General features: G+C 67.5%; 15 protein-coding genes. 5 read left to right on the forward strand and 10 right to left on the reverse strand.

What is annotated here, in order from left to right; genetic code table 11:
• Positions 1-101: 101 nt before the first annotated feature.
• Positions 102-848 carry an SDR family oxidoreductase gene (locus ACTIL2_RS00005; RefSeq protein ID WP_442335387.1) on the reverse strand — a complete coding sequence of 249 codons (747 nt, stop codon included), beginning with the start codon at positions 846-848 and terminating at the stop codon, positions 102-104.
• Between the two features lie 32 nt (positions 849-880).
• On the opposite strand from ACTIL2_RS00005, the gene ACTIL2_RS00010 reads away from it, so the two are divergent.
• On the forward strand, positions 881-3,253 hold the full coding sequence (locus ACTIL2_RS00010) for an ATP-binding cassette domain-containing protein (protein ID WP_442335388.1): 2,373 nt from the start codon (positions 881-883) through the stop codon (positions 3,251-3,253).
• Here ACTIL2_RS00010 and ACTIL2_RS00015 read toward each other — a convergent pair.
• Entirely contained in the window at positions 3,250-4,110 is an 861-nt protein-coding gene (locus ACTIL2_RS00015; protein WP_442335389.1) for an ArgP/LysG family DNA-binding transcriptional regulator, read from the reverse strand. The two genes, ACTIL2_RS00010 and ACTIL2_RS00015, sit on opposite strands and share 4 nt — an antisense overlap.
• Positions 4,111-4,180: 70 nt before the next feature.
• On the opposite strand from ACTIL2_RS00015, the gene ACTIL2_RS00020 reads away from it, so the two are divergent.
• The gene (locus ACTIL2_RS00020) at positions 4,181-4,942 is read left to right on the forward strand and encodes a LysE/ArgO family amino acid transporter (RefSeq protein ID WP_442335390.1); all 762 of its coding nucleotides are present in this window, start codon (positions 4,181-4,183) and stop codon (positions 4,940-4,942) included.
• Between the two features lie 15 nt (positions 4,943-4,957).
• Here ACTIL2_RS00020 and ACTIL2_RS00025 read toward each other — a convergent pair whose 3' ends face one another.
• Complete coding sequence (locus ACTIL2_RS00025; RefSeq protein ID WP_442335391.1) at positions 4,958-6,307, reverse strand: DoxX family protein; 1,350 nt, start codon at positions 6,305-6,307, stop codon at positions 4,958-4,960.
• Between the two features lie 219 nt (positions 6,308-6,526).
• Here ACTIL2_RS00025 and ACTIL2_RS00030 point away from each other — a divergent pair, with 219 nt between their 5' ends.
• Positions 6,527-7,564 carry a glutathione S-transferase family protein gene (locus ACTIL2_RS00030; protein ID WP_442335392.1) on the forward strand — a complete coding sequence of 346 codons (1,038 nt, stop codon included), beginning with the start codon at positions 6,527-6,529 and terminating at the stop codon, positions 7,562-7,564.
• Between the two features lie 12 nt (positions 7,565-7,576).
• Here ACTIL2_RS00030 and pntB read toward each other — a convergent pair whose 3' ends face one another.
• The 4 genes from pntB to ACTIL2_RS00050 all read right to left on the reverse strand — a co-directional run bounded on the left by pntB (position 7,577) and on the right by ACTIL2_RS00050 (position 13,517).
• Positions 7,577-9,052 carry a Re/Si-specific NAD(P)(+) transhydrogenase subunit beta gene (pntB, locus tag ACTIL2_RS00035; protein WP_442335393.1) on the reverse strand — a complete coding sequence of 492 codons (1,476 nt, stop codon included), beginning with the start codon at positions 9,050-9,052 and terminating at the stop codon, positions 7,577-7,579.
• Between the two features lies 1 nt (position 9,053).
• Positions 9,054-10,601, reverse strand: coding sequence for a Re/Si-specific NAD(P)(+) transhydrogenase subunit alpha (locus ACTIL2_RS00040; RefSeq protein WP_442335394.1), 1,548 nt, complete (start codon positions 10,599-10,601; stop codon positions 9,054-9,056).
• A 352-nt stretch (positions 10,602-10,953) separates the two neighbouring features.
• Positions 10,954-12,471: an Asp-tRNA(Asn)/Glu-tRNA(Gln) amidotransferase subunit GatB gene (gene gatB / locus ACTIL2_RS00045; protein ID WP_442335395.1), complete on the reverse strand. Its 1,518-nt coding sequence runs from the start codon at positions 12,469-12,471 to the stop codon at positions 10,954-10,956.
• An 11-nt stretch (positions 12,472-12,482) separates the two neighbouring features.
• Positions 12,483-13,517, reverse strand: coding sequence for a bile acid:sodium symporter family protein (locus ACTIL2_RS00050; protein WP_442335396.1), 1,035 nt, complete (start codon positions 13,515-13,517; stop codon positions 12,483-12,485).
• Between the two features lie 201 nt (positions 13,518-13,718).
• On the opposite strand from ACTIL2_RS00050, the gene ACTIL2_RS00055 reads away from it, so the two are divergent.
• On the forward strand, positions 13,719-14,123 hold the full coding sequence (locus ACTIL2_RS00055) for an ArsR/SmtB family transcription factor (protein ID WP_442335397.1): 405 nt from the start codon (positions 13,719-13,721) through the stop codon (positions 14,121-14,123).
• Positions 14,065-14,514: an SRPBCC family protein gene (locus ACTIL2_RS00060; protein WP_442335398.1), complete on the forward strand. Its 450-nt coding sequence runs from the start codon at positions 14,065-14,067 to the stop codon at positions 14,512-14,514. Before ACTIL2_RS00055 ends, ACTIL2_RS00060 begins: the two co-directional genes overlap by 59 nt.
• Before the next feature lie 10 nt (positions 14,515-14,524).
• On the opposite strand, the gene ACTIL2_RS00065 is transcribed toward ACTIL2_RS00060, so the two are convergent.
• The 3 genes from ACTIL2_RS00065 to ACTIL2_RS00075 all read right to left on the reverse strand — a co-directional run bounded on the left by ACTIL2_RS00065 (position 14,525) and on the right by ACTIL2_RS00075 (position 17,713).
• Positions 14,525-15,553 (reverse strand): ATP-dependent 6-phosphofructokinase, encoded by a 1,029-nt coding sequence (locus ACTIL2_RS00065; protein WP_442335399.1) that lies wholly within the window; start codon positions 15,551-15,553, stop codon positions 14,525-14,527.
• A gap of 10 nt (positions 15,554-15,563) precedes the next feature.
• Positions 15,564-16,961: a DHA2 family efflux MFS transporter permease subunit gene (locus tag ACTIL2_RS00070; protein WP_442335482.1), complete on the reverse strand. Its 1,398-nt coding sequence runs from the start codon at positions 16,959-16,961 to the stop codon at positions 15,564-15,566.
• 80 nt (positions 16,962-17,041) lie between these two features.
• Positions 17,042-17,713, reverse strand: a complete 672-nt coding sequence (locus ACTIL2_RS00075) for an NUDIX domain-containing protein (protein WP_442335400.1) — start codon at positions 17,711-17,713, stop codon at positions 17,042-17,044.
• Positions 17,714-17,742: the final 29 nt, after the last annotated feature.

Raw genomic sequence — 17,742 nt, forward strand, 5'->3', positions numbered from 1 at the left:
CTGTTACCGATGTCCTGATCCAGTTTTGTCACCGATGTCCCGAGACATCACACTCCCCGGAGGCGCGCCTGGGGGCATGAGAATTTCCCCTGGTTAGGCCGCTAGAACGTGCCCGGGTAGGCGCCGCCATCCAGCAGCAGGTTCTGGCCGGTGATGTAGGACGCCTTCTCCGAGCACAGAAATGCGCATGCCGCCCCGAACTCCGCCGGGGTGCCGAAGCGTCCGGCGGGGATGCCGTCGGGGGTCGGATCGGAACCATCGCCGGTCTGCTTCAAACGGTCCGTGGCGAAACGCCCGGGCAGCATATTGTTCAGTGTCACGTTCGCCGAGGCCAGCTGGGGTTGCCGCGCCACACCGGCCACGAATCCGGTCAGCCCGGCCCGGGCGCCGTTGGACAGGCCCAGTTTGGCGATCGGAGCCTTCACCGCCGCCGAGGTGATGTTCACGACCCGTCCGAAACCGCGTGCTGCCATGCCGTCCACCGTCGCCTGGATCAGCGACACCGCCGTCAGCATGTTCGCCTGCAGAGCACTGGACCAGTCCGAGTCATCCCAGTCACGGAAGTCACCGGGAGGCGGTCCACCGGCGTTGTTGACCAGGATGTCGACCCGGGGCGCGGCGCCCAGCAGTTCAGAGCGGACCGACGGGTCAGTGACATCGCCCGGCACCTCCAACACCTCGACCCCGTGCGCCCGGAAGGTCTCAGCGGCATCCGCCAGCGCGTCCTGTCCACGGGCGTTGACCACCAGGTTCACGCCCTCGGCGGCCAAGGCCTCCGCGCACCCGAAGCCCAGTCCCTTGCTTGAGGCGCAGACCAGCGCCCAGCGTCCTGCTATCCCGAGATCCATGGTGTCCACGCTACCGCCTAGACTGGCCGACCATGGGTATCACTGTTCAGGACGCGCACCTGCGGAATCTCCGCCACGTGGACGTGGAGATGCCACGCGGGAAGATCGTCGCCGTCACCGGTGTCTCCGGCTCGGGCAAGTCCTCCCTGGCGTTCGGCACGATCCATGGTGAGGCCCAGCGCCGCTACCTGGAGTCCGTCGCACCGTTCGCCCGCCGCCTGATCGCCGGAGCGGTCGATCCGCGGGTGGGAAACATCGATGGCCTGCCGCCGACGGTCGCCCTGGAGCAGAACCGCACCGGTGGCGGCGCGAGGTCCACGGTGGGTACGTTCTCCACGGTGTCGAACTCGGTGCGACTGCTGTTCTCCCGCGTCGGCGACTACCCGGATGAACTGCGCGAACGTGTCGGTCGGCTGGATTCGGACTGCTTCTCCCCCAACACCGCCGCGGGCATGTGCCCGACCTGCCAGGGCACGGGAACCGTCCATGCGCCGACCGAGGAGTCGATGGTCCCGGACCCGTCACTGTCCATCGACGACGGTGCAATCGCCGCCTGGCCCGGTGCCTGGCTGGGCAAGAACTTCCACGACATCCTGGTCACGCTCGGTTACCGGACCGATGTCCCGTGGTCCGAGCTGTCCCGCGACGACCGGGACTGGATCCTGTTCACCGAGGACACACCGGTGGTCACCGTGCACCCGGTCCGCGGCGCACACCAGATCCAACGTACCTACGACGGAACGTGGCGCTCGGTGTCGGTGTACCTGCGGGAGACCCTCGCCTCCACCGGATCGGACGCGACTCGTAAGCGCGTGCTGTCCTTCATGGACCACTCCATCTGCCCGGAATGCGGTGGACGTCGCCTGATCAAGGATGCCCTGCAGGTCACCTGGCGCGGGTTCACCGTCGACGGGCTCAACGCCCTGTCGTTGGATGCCCTCCTGGAGGTGCTGCGCCAGCCGTCCACCGCGCAGGACGAGGTGGGTCAGGAGTCCGAACGCCTGCTGCTGGAACAGACCATCCCCACCGTGACCGCTGCGATCGACCTCGGCCTGGGACACCTGAGCCTGGACCGTCCGGCCACCACCCTGTCCGCGGGTGAGCTGCAGCGCCTGCGGCTGGCTTCGCAACTGCACTCCGGGCTGTTCGGCGTGGTCTATGTGCTGGACGAGCCGTCCGCCGGCCTGCATCCGACCGAACGTGCGGCGGTGCGGGCACTGATGGAGCGTTTCATTGACGCGGGCAACAGCGTGATCCTGGTCGAACACGACATGTCCCTGGTTGCCGGGGCGGACTGGGTTATTGACGTGGGCCCCGGTGCCGGTGAACTCGGCGGCGAGGTGCTCTGGTCCGGCGAGGTCGAGGGCGTTTCCGCACAGGACACCCCGACGGGACGCGCGCTCGCCGCACGCTCGCCGGTTCTGAAGGACACCCCGCGTCCGGCGTCGGGCACCGTGCAGGTCAGCACCACCGAACGCACCCTCGACCTGGACACTGGACTGGGGCTCGGCCAGTTCACGGCGGTATCCGGTGTGTCCGGCTCCGGCAAGTCAACACTGGTTTCCCAGGTCCTCCCCGGCGTACTGGCGACCGGGGGGATCCGCACCGTCCACATCACGCAGCAGCCCATCGGGCGTACCCCGCGTTCCTGCCTGGCGACGTACACCGGACTGTTCGACCACGTCCGCAAGATTTTCGCTGCGACGCCGGAAGCGCGGAAGCGGGAATGGACGGTGTCCCGGTTCTCCTACAACGTCACCCAGGGCCGCTGCCCCACCTGCAACGGCGAGGGAAAGATCGAGGTTGAGCTGGTCTTCCTGCCCGGCAGCTACACCACCTGCCCGGACTGCCATGGCGCGCGCTACAACGACGAGACCCTGCAGGTCACCTGGAACGGCTACACCGTGGCGGGCATCCTGGACCTGACCGTGGCCGAGGCCCGGGAGGTGTTCACCGGAGAACCCGCGATCGCCGCGGCCCTGGATGCGCTGCACGCTGTCGGCCTGGACTACCTGCGGCTGGGCCAGGGCGCCCCGGAGCTCTCCGGCGGCGAGGCGCAGCGCATCAAGCTGGCCACGGAGCTGCAGCGCAGTTCCCGCACCCGGCGCCGGTCGCCCACCGTGCACCTGTTGGACGAGCCGACAACGGGCCTGCACCCGGCAGACGTCGATCTGCTGGTGACCGAGCTCAACCGTCTGGTGGATGCCGGCGACACCGTGGTCGTTGTCGAGCATGACCTGCGGGTCATCGCCCAGGCTGACCGTGTTGTCGACCTCGGTCCCGATGCCGGTGTGGACGGTGGCCGGATAGTCGCCGACGGGACTCCCACCGAGATCGCAGCGTCCGGGACCGCGACAGGACGCGCCCTGGCTGCAGTTTCCGGCGCTCCCGGCGAAAACGGCTAATCCAGGCCGACCGCCGCTGCGGCGTGGATCGCATCCGTCAGTGCACCGAGCGTGTCGGACTCCAGACGCCAGTGCTGCCAGTACAACGGCACCTCAATGATGTCCTGCGACAGGCGGACCATGGCACCCTGCTCCACGAAAGGAGCGGCCGAGGAGATCGGTACCACCGTCCATCCCAGCCCGGCGACGACCGCATCGTTGAGTCCCTCGAAGGTGGGGATCCGTGACACCCGCCGGTTCCGCGACGGCGCCAGGTCACGCAGCTCCAGGACCTCGTCCGTCATCCGGTCGAGGTCGCTGATGACCACCAGCGGCAGGCCCTCCCACCCCACGTCCTCCAGCAGACCAGCCAGTCCGGGTGATCCGACCGGCCAGTAGTGCAGCACGCCCAGTTCCTCGACCACGCACCCCGGGACCGGGTCGGCGGACGCCGTGACCACACCCATGCAGTCGCCACGGCGCAGCATCTCCAGGGAGTGCTGCTCGTCCTCGACGGTGAGTTCCAGGGCGATGCCGTCCTGTTCAGCGACGCTGCGCAGGACGGGACGGAACCAGGTGCCCAACGAATCGGCGTTCACCCCGACGGCCACGGGGCGGTCGGTCACCCGGCCCCGCAGCTGGTCGTCGGTCTCGGTTTCCAGCAGTTTCATGCGGCGGGCGGCCTGGATCAGGACCTCGCCCGCGTCGGTGACCCCCACCGGGGTGGTGCGCCGCACAACGACGCGTCCGACATCCGATTCAAGGGCCTTGATGCGCTGGCTCACCGCCGAGGGGCTGACTCCCAGACGGGACGCAGCCCCCTCGAAACTGCCTTCATCGACGACAAGCAGGAGTGTATCCATGTGACGTGCAATCATGAAGCCCAGCTTACTCATGTTCAGTACTGCTTGTTTGTCTTCATAACGGGCGGTTCCTAGGCTTTCGGTCATGCTCGCCGAGTACCTCCTCCCCGCCCTGTCCATTGCCGCCGCCGGACTGCTGTTCAATCTGACGGTCATTGTCGGCATGGGCCCGCAGAATGTCGTCCTGCTGAAACAGGGCGTGCGGCGCTGGGGCGTGGGGCTGGTTGTCTCGGTTTTCATCATCGGCGACCTGATCCTGCTGCCGCTGGGAACCGCCGGCGTCGGTGTCGTCGTGGACCAGGCACCGTGGCTGCTGGACATCCTGCGCTGGGCGGGCGTGGCCTACCTGCTGTGGTTCGCGTCCACCTGCCTGCGGGACATGCGCAACCCGTCCGCGATCGACACGTCCTCTGATCAACCGTCGGTCGACATGGACACCGTCATCGCGGATACCCCCACCCTCACGTCCACCGGACCCGTTGACGGCGGCAGCCAGGTCGCGACCATGACCCGCCCGCCACGTGCCACCGTCCGCACCAGGGCCATCACCCGGATGCCTGCACTCGCCGCCCTGCCGACCGCCCTGGCGGTGACTTTCCTCAACCCGGCCGCCTGGGTGGATGGAGTGGTCGTCTTCGGGTCAATGGCGAACCAGTACGGCGACGGGAAGTGGATGTTCGCCACCGGTGCGCTGGTCGGATCCGTGCTCTTCTTCGTTGCGGCCGGCTACGGTGCCCGCCTGCTGAGTAAGCCGCTGGCCAGTGTGAAGGTCTGGCGATGGATCAACCTGGGTATCGGGTTGATGATGATCGGCATGGCCGGGCGGCTCGCCTTCGGCATGGGCTAGCAACGCCCGCTGAGGTCAGAAGGGGTTTCCTCCGCCGACCGCGATCCACAGGGCAGCCGCGGCACCCGCCCCGACGAGGGCGAAAATCCACGCCGACGCCAGCGGGCGGGTTGCCCAACCACGGGAGATGTCCGCGGAGTAGCGCCCCGGACCCGTGAAGGTCAGCACGAGACCGATCAGTGCGACCGCAGCCCAGAACTGGACGGCCGGGCTCAGGGCGTACGGCCAGTAGCCCGAATCCCAGAGCGACAGGTTGTGCAGCGTGAGGAACCCGGCGACTACGATCGCCACGGCCCCACCCAGCGGCGTCAGCAGGCCGAATACGAGCAGTCCACCGGCGACGATCTGCGCCACCGGGATGGCCACCGCCAGGATGTCGGCGAAGTTGTAGGCCGCCAGGGTCTGCTCCAGCGCACTGATACCCGGGTCGCCGCCGAAGGCGAAGAGGGTCTGCAGGCCGCGGACGATCAGCAGCGCACCCGCGACCAGACGCAGGATGAGCAGACCGAAGTCGAGGGTTCCGCGGCGTGGTTCACCGACAACCCCAGCTCCCTCGTCTGCCACCGCGGCATCCGCCGGATCCGGATCAGCCGGCGTCGCGGCTTCGTCGTAGCGGGAGGTGGCATCGCCCGCGGGGAAGGTCGTGGTTTCCGGGGCCCCGGCATCACCTGCGGCGCCGGCTGCACCTACCCCGGCAGCACCCGCCCCCGCAGCGCCAACGCCCGCGGCACCCAGCAGTGCCGTGGTCTGGTCGGCATCATCGTCCGGCGCGGAGTCAGCGGCACCGGCCGTGGACGCCGGGATCGGCTCACGGTAGGCCCGGTCCTCACGGTCGGACGCCGCGAACACCTCGGTCCGGGAGTCATCTGCCTCGGCGTCAGCGGTGGGATCCTGCGGGGTCGGAGCGGGCTCCGGTTCGGGCTCGGGTTCCGCGCGCCGCGGTTCGATACGCTGCGGCTTCGCCCTGCCAGCCATCTCGTAGATGTCGCGTTTGGGCCGCTCGGGTTCCGGATCTGTCTCCGTCTCCGTCTCCGGGGACGCTGCGGATTCCGGGTCGGCTGCAGTGTCCCCGGAGTCGGCACTGTCAGCGCCAGCACCGCCGTCAGAACCGCTGCCAGCGTCACCGTCCCCGGAGGCTTCGGTGGTCTCGGGGACGACCGGCACGTCCTGCGTGTCATCCGCGTCCTGCGACACCGTCCTGGAGGGAGCACCGGGCTCCCCCGGTGCGTCGGGGACATCGATCTCGTCGAAGAGGTCGGCGTCGATGCCGGTGGCGTCCCGGGCACCGTCGGCCGAACGGTCCACGGCCCCGTCGACCGCGTCCTTGCCCGGATCCTTGTTCGGGTCCTTCTCGAACAGTCCCATACTCTCCCACCTTCTTGCGCACTCACGGGGTGATGGTGCCCCTGAGGCGTCGATTGTCCGGCTCCGCTTACTTGCAGACCAGCCTAGGCTAGAAAACAGCCGTCACCGGGTAAGCCGCACATGGTATGTCGCAACGACTAGCCTCGGCGGGGGCACCGCCCCACCCGAGCACCGACCCCGGACAACTACCGCATCATCCAGCGAAGGCAGGAACCTCTCATGAGCTACGTCTCCACCGGCGGAACCTACGACCGCGACATGAGCTACATCGATGACCGGGTGGTCGCCGACCCCCCGTCCTTCGACCCGTCCTCCACCGCATCCGGGCAGGGGATCGCCTGGCCGGTGGCCCCGGGCCGCTACCGGCTGGTGGGCGCCAGGGCATGTCCGTGGGCGCACCGGGCGATCATCACCAGGCGACTGCTCGGGTTGGACGCGTCGCTCAGCGTCGGTATCGCCGGCCCGACCCACGACTGGAAGTCCTGGACCTTCGACCTCGACGAGGACTCCGTGGACCCCGTCCTCGGCGTCGGACGGCTGCGGGACTGTTACCTGCACAGGTACGCCGACTACCCCAAGGGAGTCACCGTGCCGGCCCTCGTCGACATCGAGACCAAGGCGGTGGTCACCAACGACTTCCGCACCATGGTCACCGACTTCGCCACCGAGTGGACGCCCCTGCACCGCGACGGTGCACCCGACCTGTACCCCGACAACCTGCGTGCCGAGATCGACGAGATCGCCGACCTGGTGTTCCGCACGGTGAACAACGGCGTCTACCGGTGCGGCTTCTCCGGGACGCAGGACGCCTACGAGGACGCCTTCCACCAGCTCTTCGGGACGCTCGACATGCTCGAGGAGCGGCTCGGAACACAGCGCTACCTGGTTGGCGACCACATCACCCTGGCCGACATCTACCTGTATGTGACCCTGGTGCGCTTCGACATGGTCTACCACGGCCATTTCAAGTGCAACCGCTACAAGATCGCCGAGAAGCCGAATCTGTGGGGCTACCTGCGTGACCTCTTCCAGACCCCCGGCTTCGGGGACACCACGAACTTCCAGCAGATCAAGGACCACTACTACATCGTCCACGCGGACGTGAACCCCACCGGGGTCGTGGCCGTGGGGCCAGACCCGGCGGGGTTCCATACACCGCATGAGCGGGAGAAGCTCGGAGGCTCCCCGTTCGGGACGGGGACGCCACCGTGGCCGCCGCGGGAGGACGAGATCCTGCCCGGCGACGAAGCGCTCTAGATCTCAGAGCACCTAGAGCGCCGAGGTGATCGCCTCGACCGACTGCTTGGCATCGCCGAGCAGCATATCGGTGTTCTCGTTGAAGAACAGCGGGTTCTGCACCCCGGCGTAACCGGAGCCCATCGAGCGCTTGAAGACGACGACCTTGTTCGCCTCCCAGACCTTGAGCACCGGCATGCCGGCGATCGGGGAACCGGGCTCCTCGGCGATCGGGTTGACGGTGTCGTTCGCACCGATGACCAGGACCACGTCCACCTCGTCGAAGTCGTCGTTGACCTCGTCGAGTTCCAGGACGATGTCGTAGGGCACCTTCGCCTCGGCCAGCAGCACGTTCATGTGGCCGGGCAGACGCCCCGCCACCGGGTGGATTCCGAAGGACACGTCCACACCCTGCTCACGCAGCTTGGCGACCATCGAGGCCACCGGGTACTGCGCCTGGGCGACAGCCATGCCGTAACCCGGGGTGATCATCACGGACTTGGCGCCCTTGAGCAGCTCGGCGGTGTCCTCGGCGTTGATCTCGGTGTGCTCGCCGTAGTCACGGTCGTCCGACGCGGCACTGTCCGAACCGAAGCCACCGAGGATCACGGAGATGAACGAGCGGTTCATCGCCTTGCACATGACGTAGGACAGGTAGGCACCGGAGGAACCGACCAGCGCACCGGTGATGATCAGCAGCGGGTTGGCGAGCATGAAGCCCGCCGCCGCAGCGGCCCAGCCGGAGTAGGAGTTCAGCATGGACACCACGACCGGCATGTCGCCGCCGCCGATCGCGGCGACCAGGTGGATACCCAGCAGCAGCGACAGCACGAGCATGATGCCGAGCACTGTCCAGGACAGAGCGGCGTTGTCGGAACCCGCGGCGATGAACACGCCCATGCCCACCAGGGAGAGCACGATGATCCCCAGGTTGAGCAGGTTGCGTCCCGGCAGGGTCAGCGGGGAGCCGCTGATCCTGCCGGACAGCTTCAGGAAGGCCACGATGGAACCGGTGAGGGTCACCGCACCGATGAAGATGCCGAGGAAGATCTCACCGAGGCTGAAGCCGGTGACGTCGGCGTCGCCGTCCATCTTCTCGATGAAGGAGTTCACGCCGATCAGGACAGCGGCCAGCCCCACGAAGCTGTGGAGCATGGCGATGAGCTCGGGCATGCCGGTCATCTCGACCTTGCGTGCCCGGGGGATGCCGATCGAGGCACCGATGAGCATCGCCACGGCGATGAGCAGCAGGGTGACCCAGGGGGCGTTGTACTTGTCGGTGTCGTCGGCGGAGGCGACGACGGCCTTGAAGATGGTGGCGACCAGGGCGATCGCCATACCGGCGATGCCGAACTTGTTGCCGCGGTAGGCGGTCTGCTGCTTCGCGAGACCGGCGAGCGCCAGGATGAACAGCAGGGCGGCGATGATGTACGCCAGGTTGGTGATCTTGTCCGTCCACTCCAGGACGTCCGGGTTCACTTCGCCGGCGGCGAGATGGAGCTGGTTCATGTCAGTTGCCTCCCTCGAACATGGTGAGCATGCGTCGGGTGACGAAGAAGCCACCGAAGATGTTGATCGAGGCGACCACGATCGCGATGAAGGCCAGGACGGCGACCGCGATATTGGACGAACCGACCTGCAGGATCGCGCCTACCAGGATGATTCCGGAAATGGCGTTGGTCTCGCTCATCAGCGGGGTGTGCAGTTTGTGGGTCACCGCGGTGATCACGTAGAAACCGACCACCACGGCGAGCAGGAGCACCATGTACTCGTCGGCGACCTCGAGGGGGCTGACCAGGACGAGGGCCACTCCGAGCAGACCGGCGAGGATCTTCCACCACAGGCCGGACTTCTTCGGGGCGTCGTCCTGTTCCTCCGCCGCCGCGTCCCCGCCAGCGGGCGCTGCAGCGGGTGCAGGGGCGGCGGACACTTTCACCGGGGGCGGTGGCCACAGGACGTCCGCCGGGGACCCATCGCTTTCCCCTGCCTTGGTCACGGTGATGCCGCGGACGATCTCGTCCTCCATGTCGAGAACGGTCACGCCGTCCTTGCCGGGGGTGACGAGCTTGAACAGGTTGACCACGTTCTGGCCGTAGAGCTGGGAGGACTGCGCGGGAAGGCGCCCTGCGAGATCGGTGTAACCGATGATCCTCACACCGTTGTCGGTGGTGGTGACCTCACCGGGCACGGTGAGCTCGCAGTTGCCGCCGTTGGCGGCGGCCATGTCCACGATGACCGAGCCCGGCTTCATCTCCGCCACGTCCGCGGCGGTGAGCAGGACCGGTGACGTCCTGCCCGGGATGTTCGCGGTGGTGATGACGATGTCGGCCAGGGCGGACTGCTCGGCGTAGAGCTTCGCGGCGGCCGCGGCCTGGTCCTGGGTCATCTCCTTGGCGTAGCCGTCGTCGGACTTCTCCGAGGCGGTGGGGATGGCGACGAACTCGGCGCCCATCGACTCCACCTGCTCGGCGGTCTCCGGACGCAGGTCCGTGGCCTTGACCACGGCACCCATGGAGTTGGCCGTACCGATCGCCGCGAGGCCCGCGACACCGGTCCCGATCACGTAGACGGTCGCCGGCGGGACCTTGCCCGCGGCGGTGACCTGGCCGGTGAACAGGCGGCCGAAGGCGTTGGCGGCCTCGATGACCGCACGGTAGCCGCCGACGTTCGCCTGGGAGCTGAGCACGTCCATGGACTGTGCACGGCTGATGCGCGGCACGGTGTCCATGGCCAGGGCGGTCACGTTCTTCGACGCGAGTTCCTGGATCAGCTCGTCGTTGCGTGCGGGTGCCAGCCGGGAAATGAGCGTGGACCCCGACTTCAGCGCGGCCCGCTGTTCGGGGGACGGGGTGTCGAGGGTGGTCACGATGTCGGAGGACCACACGTCCTCCCCGACGATCGTGGCCCCGGCTGCCTCGTACTGACTGTCGGGGAAGTTGGCCTGGTCACCTGCGCCGGACTCGACGGCTACGTCGTAGCCGAGTTTGATGAGCTTTCCGACCGTGTCGGGCGTCGCAGAGACCAGGGTTTGCGGTTCCCGGGGGATACCTATGAGCAACTTCTTCGGCTCCTCTGGTGCATGGTCGAACCGCCCGGCCGAAGCGCACTGGCCCCCGGTCGGTGTTCGGAGAGCGTGCGTTACCGGACGTCGACCCAAAACAGTGGGGTCACGTCTGTGAACGTCCGGTTAATTATGCACAAACCGACCGGATTCGGACAGGGGTTCGGGAAAAATCGTTGAACTTTTCCGCGAAGGCCCTCCCCGCACCCCCACACGTGCGACACCTTCCCTGCCACACATGTGAGGGGCGGAAAACGAGTCTGGAGGGGGTCTGGTTCACGGACCCACCCCTCCAGACCCCGCTCTCCGCCCGTGCCCCCGTGTCCCCCGGGCAGCCCTGGCCGACCCTTTAGCCCAGCTTCTCGGCGATGAGCTTGTTCACCTGCGCCGGGTCCGCCTTGCCGCGGGTGGCCTTCATGACGGCACCGACGATGGCACCGGTGACCTTCTTGTTGCCACCGCGGTACTTCTCCACGATGTCCGGGTTGGCCTCGATCGCCTCGTCCACGGCCTTCTCGATCGCGCCGTCGTCGCGCACAACCTCCAGGCCACGGGCGGCGACAACCTCGGAGATGGTGCCCTCACCGGCGAGGACGCCGTCAACGGCCTGGCGGGCGAGCTTGTTGGTCAGCGTGCCCTCCTTGACCATTCCGACGACCTCGGCGACCTGCTCCGGGGTGATCGGCAGGCCCTCCAGGTCCGTGGCCGCCTCGTTGGCCTTCTGCGACAGGTAGGCGACCCACCAGCTGCGGGCCTCCGCGGGGGTGGTGCCGGCCTCGACCGTCGCGATGATCAGATCGAGGGCACCGGCGTTGACGAGGTCACGCATCTCCTCGTCCTTCAGATCCCATTCCTCCTGGATGCGCGCGCGGCGGATCCACGGCATCTCGGGCAGTGTCCCGCGGATCTCCTCGACCCACTCCGCCGGCGCGAGCACCGGGGGCAGGTCCGGGTCGTTGAAGTAGCGGTAGTCCGCCATGGTCTCCTTGACGCGCCCGCGGGAGGTCGTTCCGTCCGCCTCCTGGTAGTGGCGGGTCTCCTGGATGATCTCCACCCCGTTGACCAGGCAGGCGGCCTGGCGCTGCATCTCGAAACGCACGGCCTGCTCCACCGACTTCAGGGAGTTGATGTTCTTCGACTCGGTACGGGTGCCGAACTCCGTGGTACCGACCGGGCGCAGCGAGAGGTTGGAGTCCACGCGCATCGACCCCTGGTCCATGCGCACGTCAGAGACGCCGAGGGCCTTGACCAGCTCACGCAGGGCTGTCACGTAGGCCCGCGCGATCTCGGGGGCGCGCTCCCCCGCCCCCTCGATCGGCTTGGTGACGATCTCGATCAGCGGGATGCCGGCGCGGTTGCAGTCCACCAGCGACGCGGTCGCGCCGTGGATGCGTCCGGTCGTCCCACCGAGGTGGGTGAGCTTGCCGGTGTCCTCCTCCATGTGGGCACGCTCGATCTCGATGCGCCACGGTGTGCCGTCGTCGAGCACGATGTCGAGGTAGCCGTCGTGGGCGATGGGCTCGTCGTACTGGGAGATCTGGTAGTTCTTCGGCTGGTCCGGGTAGAAGTAGTTCTTCCGGGCGAAGCGGGAGTACGGGGCGATCTCGCAGTTCAGCGCGAGGCCGATCTTGATGGCCCATTCCACACCCTGCTTGTTGACCACCGGCAGCGCACCGGGAAGGCCCAGGCTGCAGGGGTCGACGTTGGTGTTCGGCGCGTCCCCGAACTCCGCGGAGGACGCGGAGAACATCTTGGTCCGTGTCGCCAGCTCAACGTGGACCTCCATACCCATCACGGGGTCGAAGCGCTCCAGCACGTCGCTGTAGTCCATCACATCATCGGAGTAATCGTTCACCACGGCAGTCATGGTGGACCAGTCTAGTGGACGTGCGAACCGCTGTCCGTCGGGTGGTCGGCCGTGGGTTCAGCGGTTCGTGCCCCTGCGGTTCCGGCGCGCTTGTCGTAGGCGCGGCACAGGGCGGCGAACACCGCCCCGGACAGGTTGTGCCAGACCGAGAAGATCGCCCCGGGCAGGGCGGACATCGGCTCCATGTGCTGCGCGGCGAGCCCGGCGGCCAGGCCGGAGTTCTGCATGCCGACCTCGATGGCCATGGTGCGGCGCGTCCGGAGCGGTTGGCGGGTGATGATGCCGGCACCGTAGCCCAGCGCCAGTCCGAGGGTGTTGTGCAGGACCACGGCGACGAGCACGAGCAGGCCGGCCTCCAGCAGGTTGTCGCGGTTGCCGGAGACCACGATGGCCACGACCATGGCGATGGCGACGACGGAGATCCACGGCAGAGACGGCAGCAGCTTGTCCACGGCCTTCGGCAGGAAGAACCGGATCACCAGGCCGGCGACGACCGGCACCAGGACGATCTTGACGATGTCGAGCGCCATCGAACCACCGTCGAGTGGCATGTACTCCCCGGCCAGCCACAGCGTGAGCAGCGGGGTCAGCAGCGGTGCGAGCAGCGTGGAGCAGGATGTCATCGCGACCGACAGGGCGAGGTCGCCGCGGGCGAGGTAGGACACCACGTTGGACGCGGTGCCGCCCGGGGCGCAACCGACCAGGATGACACCGGCGGCGATGGCGGACGGCAGCCCCAGGACCCACACCACGAGCAGGGCGGTCAGGGGCATGATCACGAACTGGGCGACCACCCCGATGAGCACCGGGAGCGGACGCTTGATGACCATGATGAAGTCACGGGGCTGCAGCGTGAGCCCCATTCCGAACATGATGATGCCGAGGAGCCAGTTGGTCCATCCGGAGGTGGCTGCGGCGAGGTCGTCCCCGCCGAAGAAGCCGATGACCCCGCCGATGACCCCGCCGATGATGACGAGGAGGGGGAAGCCCAGGGAGGCGATGTAGGCGTTGCGGTCCTGGGCGGGGGTCTCTGTTGATTCTGACATGGCACTTTCCGGGGAAGGACGTGGGCGAACCGTGCCCGGCGATGACCGTGGTAGTGGATGCGTGGGCCGGGGTGTCGCGGGGGTTCTCGTTGCGGTGAGCGACACCTTACTCCCACGCCGGACACCGCTGTGCCCACCCCCTTGACGTCAGATCTTCCGTGCCTTATATTTAACGTCCCAGTTAATTAATGAGGTGGTTACATGAAGACCGACGAGCAGCTGAACCTGGTGTTCTCGGCGCTGTCGGACCCGACCCGGCGCGGGATCCTCTCCCGCCTCGCACAGGGACCGTCCAGCGTCGGCGACCTTGCCGAGCCGTTCCGGATGAGCGCCCCGGCGGTCTCCCGGCACCTGAAGGTTCTGGAGCACGCGGGCCTGATCAGCCGCACCACCAGGGCCCAGTGGCGGACCATCACACTGCAGACCGAGGCCCTCGACGATGTAGCCGCCTGGATCGACACCCAACGACGCGAGTGGAACCAGCGCTTCGATGCCCTGGATGCCCACCTCGAATCCATGAAGGACGACACGATGAAGGAGCAGACCGATGACCACTGGGAAGACCCCCGAGTTCACGATCAACCGAACATTCGACGCGCCCCGTGAACTGGTCTGGCGCGCCTGGACCGAGGAGAAGGAACTGGCACAGTGGTTCCGTCCGATGGGTGTGACAACCGAGTCAGTCTCCGTGGACCTGCGGGTGGGCGGACGCTACCGCTACACCATGGTCAATGACGAGACCGGCGAGCAGCACCCCACCGGTGGCGAGTACCTGGAGATCGTCCCGGTCGAACGTCTCGTGATGAGCTGGGGCGAACCGGAGGCCGCCGTCGGGGACGCTGCCGTGATCACCCTGACCTTCACCGAGCGTGGGGACGTGACCGACATGCTCTTCCACCTGCGTGGCTTCGACAGGCGCCCCGGCGACGCCAATGTCTACGACGGGTGGGACGAGGCGCTCACCAATCTCGCGACCCACCTGGAGGGATCCCGGTAGGGGAAGCGGGCTACCCGATCAGCGCCGCGGCGGACTCGTAGCGGTGCTGCGGGACGTGCTTCAGGTGCCCCACCGCGTCCTCGAAGGACACGAGCTCGATCCTCTCGCCGTGCAGGGCCACGACCTTGCCCGTGTCCCCACGCAGCGCGGCCTTGGTCGCGTGGACCGCGTAGCGGGTGGCCAGCACCCGGTCGAAGGCGGTCGGTGTGCCGCCACGCTGCGTGTGCCCCAGCACCGACGAGCGCACGTCGGTGTCCAGCCGGTCCTCGATCTCGTGGGCGATCTGTGCGCCGATGTCGTCGAACTTCTGGTGGCCGAACTGGTCAACGGCCCGGTCCCCGATCTCCATCGTCCCCTCCTTCGGCAACGCGCCCTCGGCCACCACGATGATGCCGTACTTCTCCCCCAGCTGGAACCGGCGCGCCATCCGCTTGCACACCTCCTCGATGTCGAAGGGCACCTCGGGGATCAGGATGTCGTGGGCGCCGCCGGCCATGCCCGCGTGCAGGGCGATCCAGCCAACGTGCCGGCCCATCACCTGCACGATCATCACACGGTTGTGCGACTCCGCCGTGGTGTGCAGCCGGTCGATCGCGTCCGTCGCCACGGCCACGGCGGTGTCGAAGCCGAACGTGTAGTCCGTGGCGTTGACGTCGTTGTCGATGGTCTTCGGCACCCCGACCACGGGGATGCCGTTGTCGTGCAGCCACTGGGCACCCTTCAGCGTGCCCTCGCCACCGATGGGGATCAGGACGTCGATCCCGGCGTCCGCGAGGTTCTCCTTGATGCGGTCGATCGACTGCCGGAACTTCTCGGTCTTCAGGCGTCCGGTCCCCAGAATCGTGCCACCGCGGATCAGGATGCGGTCGATGTCCTCGTCGTCGTAGAGCTGGACCCGCCGGTCCTCGACCAGACCCTGCCAACCGTCCTCGTAGCCGATGACTGTCGCCCCGCGTCCCGTGGCGGTCCGCACCACCCCACGGATCACGGCGTTGAGTCCGGGGCAGTCCCCGCCACTGGTCAAGGTTGCGATACGCATGGCCACGATCCTAGCTGCCCTCCGCGGCGTCCGGCGACCGGTGGAGGTTGTTCGTGGACATCAGGGACGCCACCACCCCCACGATCATCATCGCCGCCGGTGCCAGCACGGCCAGGCCGAAGGCGGTGCCCGGATCGTCCACGGTGAGACGCCACTGCATGATCGCCCCGACCAGGGCGACTCCGACCACAGACCCGAGCTGCCGTGTCTGGTTGTAGACGCCGGAACCCGCACCCATCTGGTGGAAGTTCAGGTCACGCATTGTGGAGGCCGAGTTCGGCGCCCACACGAAGGCGTTCCCCACGCCCAGGCCGACCAGCGGGAGGAATGTCCAGAAGGGGTTGACGCCGGTGGCCATCACCACCGTCATACCGATGGTCGACACCCCCATCGCGGTGAATCCGAAGGTACCCAGCCCCCGCGAGCTGTACCTGTCCGTCATCCGGCCGACGATCGGCGACAGGATCAGCGACGTCGCCGCCTGAGGAACCAGCATCAACCCCGCCTGCAGCGGCGACAGTCCGTGGACCTGCTGGTAGTACAGGGTGAACGGCAGCGGGACGCTGGCGACGGCGAAGCCCATTCCCACGATTCCGATGTTGCCCAGCGAGAAGTTGCGCACCGTGAACAGGCTCAACGGCATCAGCGGGTCGCGTCCCCGGTTCTCGGCGACGATCTGCTGGCGGACGAACCAGGCGAACAGGACCAGCGAGAGGAGCATCAACGCCCAGATCCACCACGCCCAGTCCATCGTCTCACCCTCCTGGAGTGCGAAGACGAGCAGGAAGACCGCGGTGACCGACAGCAGGATCGACAGCGGGTCGATCCGCCGCGCCGACGGCCTGAACCGCGGCACCCAGATCATCACCGCGATGATCGAGACCACACCGATCGGGACGTTGATGAAGAAGACCCACTCCCAGCCGACGGTGCCGGTGATCAGGCCACCGAGGATCGGCCCGGACAGGGTGGACAGGCTGGCGGTGGCACCCCACACCCCCAACGCCACCCCGCGGCGCTCACGGGGGAAGATGCGGTTGATCACCGCCATGGTCTGCGGGGTCAGCAGTGCCGCACCGAGGCCCTGGACGGCGCGGGCGGCGATCAGTTCGCCGACGGACGAGGACAGGCCGCACCACAGGGACGAGAGCGTGAAGACGACCATGCCGGCCACGTACACGTTGCGTGGGCCGAAACGGTCCCCGAGACGGCCGGTGACCAGCAACGGGACGGCGAACGTCAGCAGGTACGCCGAGGTCACCCAGATGATCTCGTTGTAGTCGGCGTGCAGCTGACGCTGGAATTCCGGGGTGGCCACCGCCACGATCGTCTGGTCGAGCAGGATCATGAAGAAGCCGGTGCACAGCGCGATCAGCGCAGGCCACGCTTCCTTCGGCGGCAACGGCATCGACGGGTAGCCGCCATCCTCTTTTTCAGTCACGTCGGACCAGTGTGCCACGTCCCCACGGTTCGCGTCCCCTCCGGCCACTACACGCCGAGTCGCTCACGGAGCCCGGGCAACGCCTCCCTGAACGGCGGGATCAGGGGCAGTTCGGCGACCTCGTCGATGGGGCACCAGGCGAGGTCCGCGCTCTCCGCGGTGGGGTAGAGCTCCAGTGGGAAGTCACTGGTCCCGAGCACGGTGGTGTAGGTCCATTCCTTGACCGTGTTGTCCGGGGTCTCCCAGCACAACTGCCCCTGCAGGGTGACGACCAGGGGGTAGCCGGTCTCCGGGTGGGTGACCCGGTTCCGGCGGACCGCGTCCAGCAGAGAGCTCCCCTTCTCGACCGCCTCGGTCACGGGGGCGGCCAGCGGTGTTTCTTCCGGGGCGAGCGGAACACGGACCAGGACATGGGTCAGGTCGGCCCGGGCGGTGACAAGGGAATCGCTGACGTTCACGTCCCGCGCGTTCACCCCGGTCTCCTCCTCGGTCTCGCGCAGGGCGGCGGACACCGCGTCCTCGCCGACCTCGACGGCACCGCCGGGAATCCCCCACGTCCCGCCGAAGTTCGTCCACGCGGCACGGTGCTGGACAAGCAGCAGGGTGGTGCCGTTCTCCTGCGTGGAGAGGAACAGCCCTGCCGCCCCCAGGGTGCCCCACCGTCGGGTGCCGTCGGTGCCGACCGCCCATCCGTCGCCGTGCAGTGCCTGTTGGGTCATGCCGACAAGGGTACGCCTTTTCATCGGCC

This window comes from Corynebacterium sp., assembly GCF_052107835.1.
Classification (GTDB): Bacteria; Actinomycetota; Actinomycetes; order Mycobacteriales; family Mycobacteriaceae; genus Corynebacterium.

What these genes read in the sequence shown, in the direction of transcription:
- ACTIL2_RS00050 (WP_442335396.1), bottom strand. Translation starts at nt 13,517, where the DNA reads ATGTCAGAATCAACAGAGACCCCCGCCCAGGACCGCAACGCCTACATC.
- ACTIL2_RS00060 (WP_442335398.1), top strand. Translation starts at nt 14,065, where the DNA reads ATGACCACTGGGAAGACCCCCGAGTTCACGATCAACCGAACATTCGAC.
- ACTIL2_RS00065 (WP_442335399.1), bottom strand. Translation starts at nt 15,553, where the DNA reads ATGCGTATCGCAACCTTGACCAGTGGCGGGGACTGCCCCGGACTCAAC.
- ACTIL2_RS00025 (WP_442335391.1), bottom strand. Translation starts at nt 6,307, where the DNA reads ATGGGACTGTTCGAGAAGGACCCGAACAAGGATCCGGGCAAGGACGCG.
- ACTIL2_RS00010 (WP_442335388.1), top strand. Translation starts at nt 881, where the DNA reads ATGGGTATCACTGTTCAGGACGCGCACCTGCGGAATCTCCGCCACGTG.
- ACTIL2_RS00055 (WP_442335397.1), top strand. Translation starts at nt 13,719, where the DNA reads ATGAAGACCGACGAGCAGCTGAACCTGGTGTTCTCGGCGCTGTCGGAC.
- ACTIL2_RS00005 (WP_442335387.1), bottom strand. Translation starts at nt 848, where the DNA reads ATGGATCTCGGGATAGCAGGACGCTGGGCGCTGGTCTGCGCCTCAAGC.
- pntB (WP_442335393.1), bottom strand. Translation starts at nt 9,052, where the DNA reads ATGAACCAGCTCCATCTCGCCGCCGGCGAAGTGAACCCGGACGTCCTG.
- ACTIL2_RS00015 (WP_442335389.1), bottom strand. Translation starts at nt 4,110, where the DNA reads ATGATTGCACGTCACATGGATACACTCCTGCTTGTCGTCGATGAAGGC.
- ACTIL2_RS00020 (WP_442335390.1), top strand. Translation starts at nt 4,181, where the DNA reads ATGCTCGCCGAGTACCTCCTCCCCGCCCTGTCCATTGCCGCCGCCGGA.
- ACTIL2_RS00030 (WP_442335392.1), top strand. Translation starts at nt 6,527, where the DNA reads ATGAGCTACGTCTCCACCGGCGGAACCTACGACCGCGACATGAGCTAC.
- ACTIL2_RS00070 (WP_442335482.1), bottom strand. Translation starts at nt 16,961, where the DNA reads ATGCCGTTGCCGCCGAAGGAAGCGTGGCCTGCGCTGATCGCGCTGTGC.
- ACTIL2_RS00075 (WP_442335400.1), bottom strand. Translation starts at nt 17,713, where the DNA reads ATGACCCAACAGGCACTGCACGGCGACGGATGGGCGGTCGGCACCGAC.
- gatB (WP_442335395.1), bottom strand. Translation starts at nt 12,471, where the DNA reads ATGACTGCCGTGGTGAACGATTACTCCGATGATGTGATGGACTACAGC.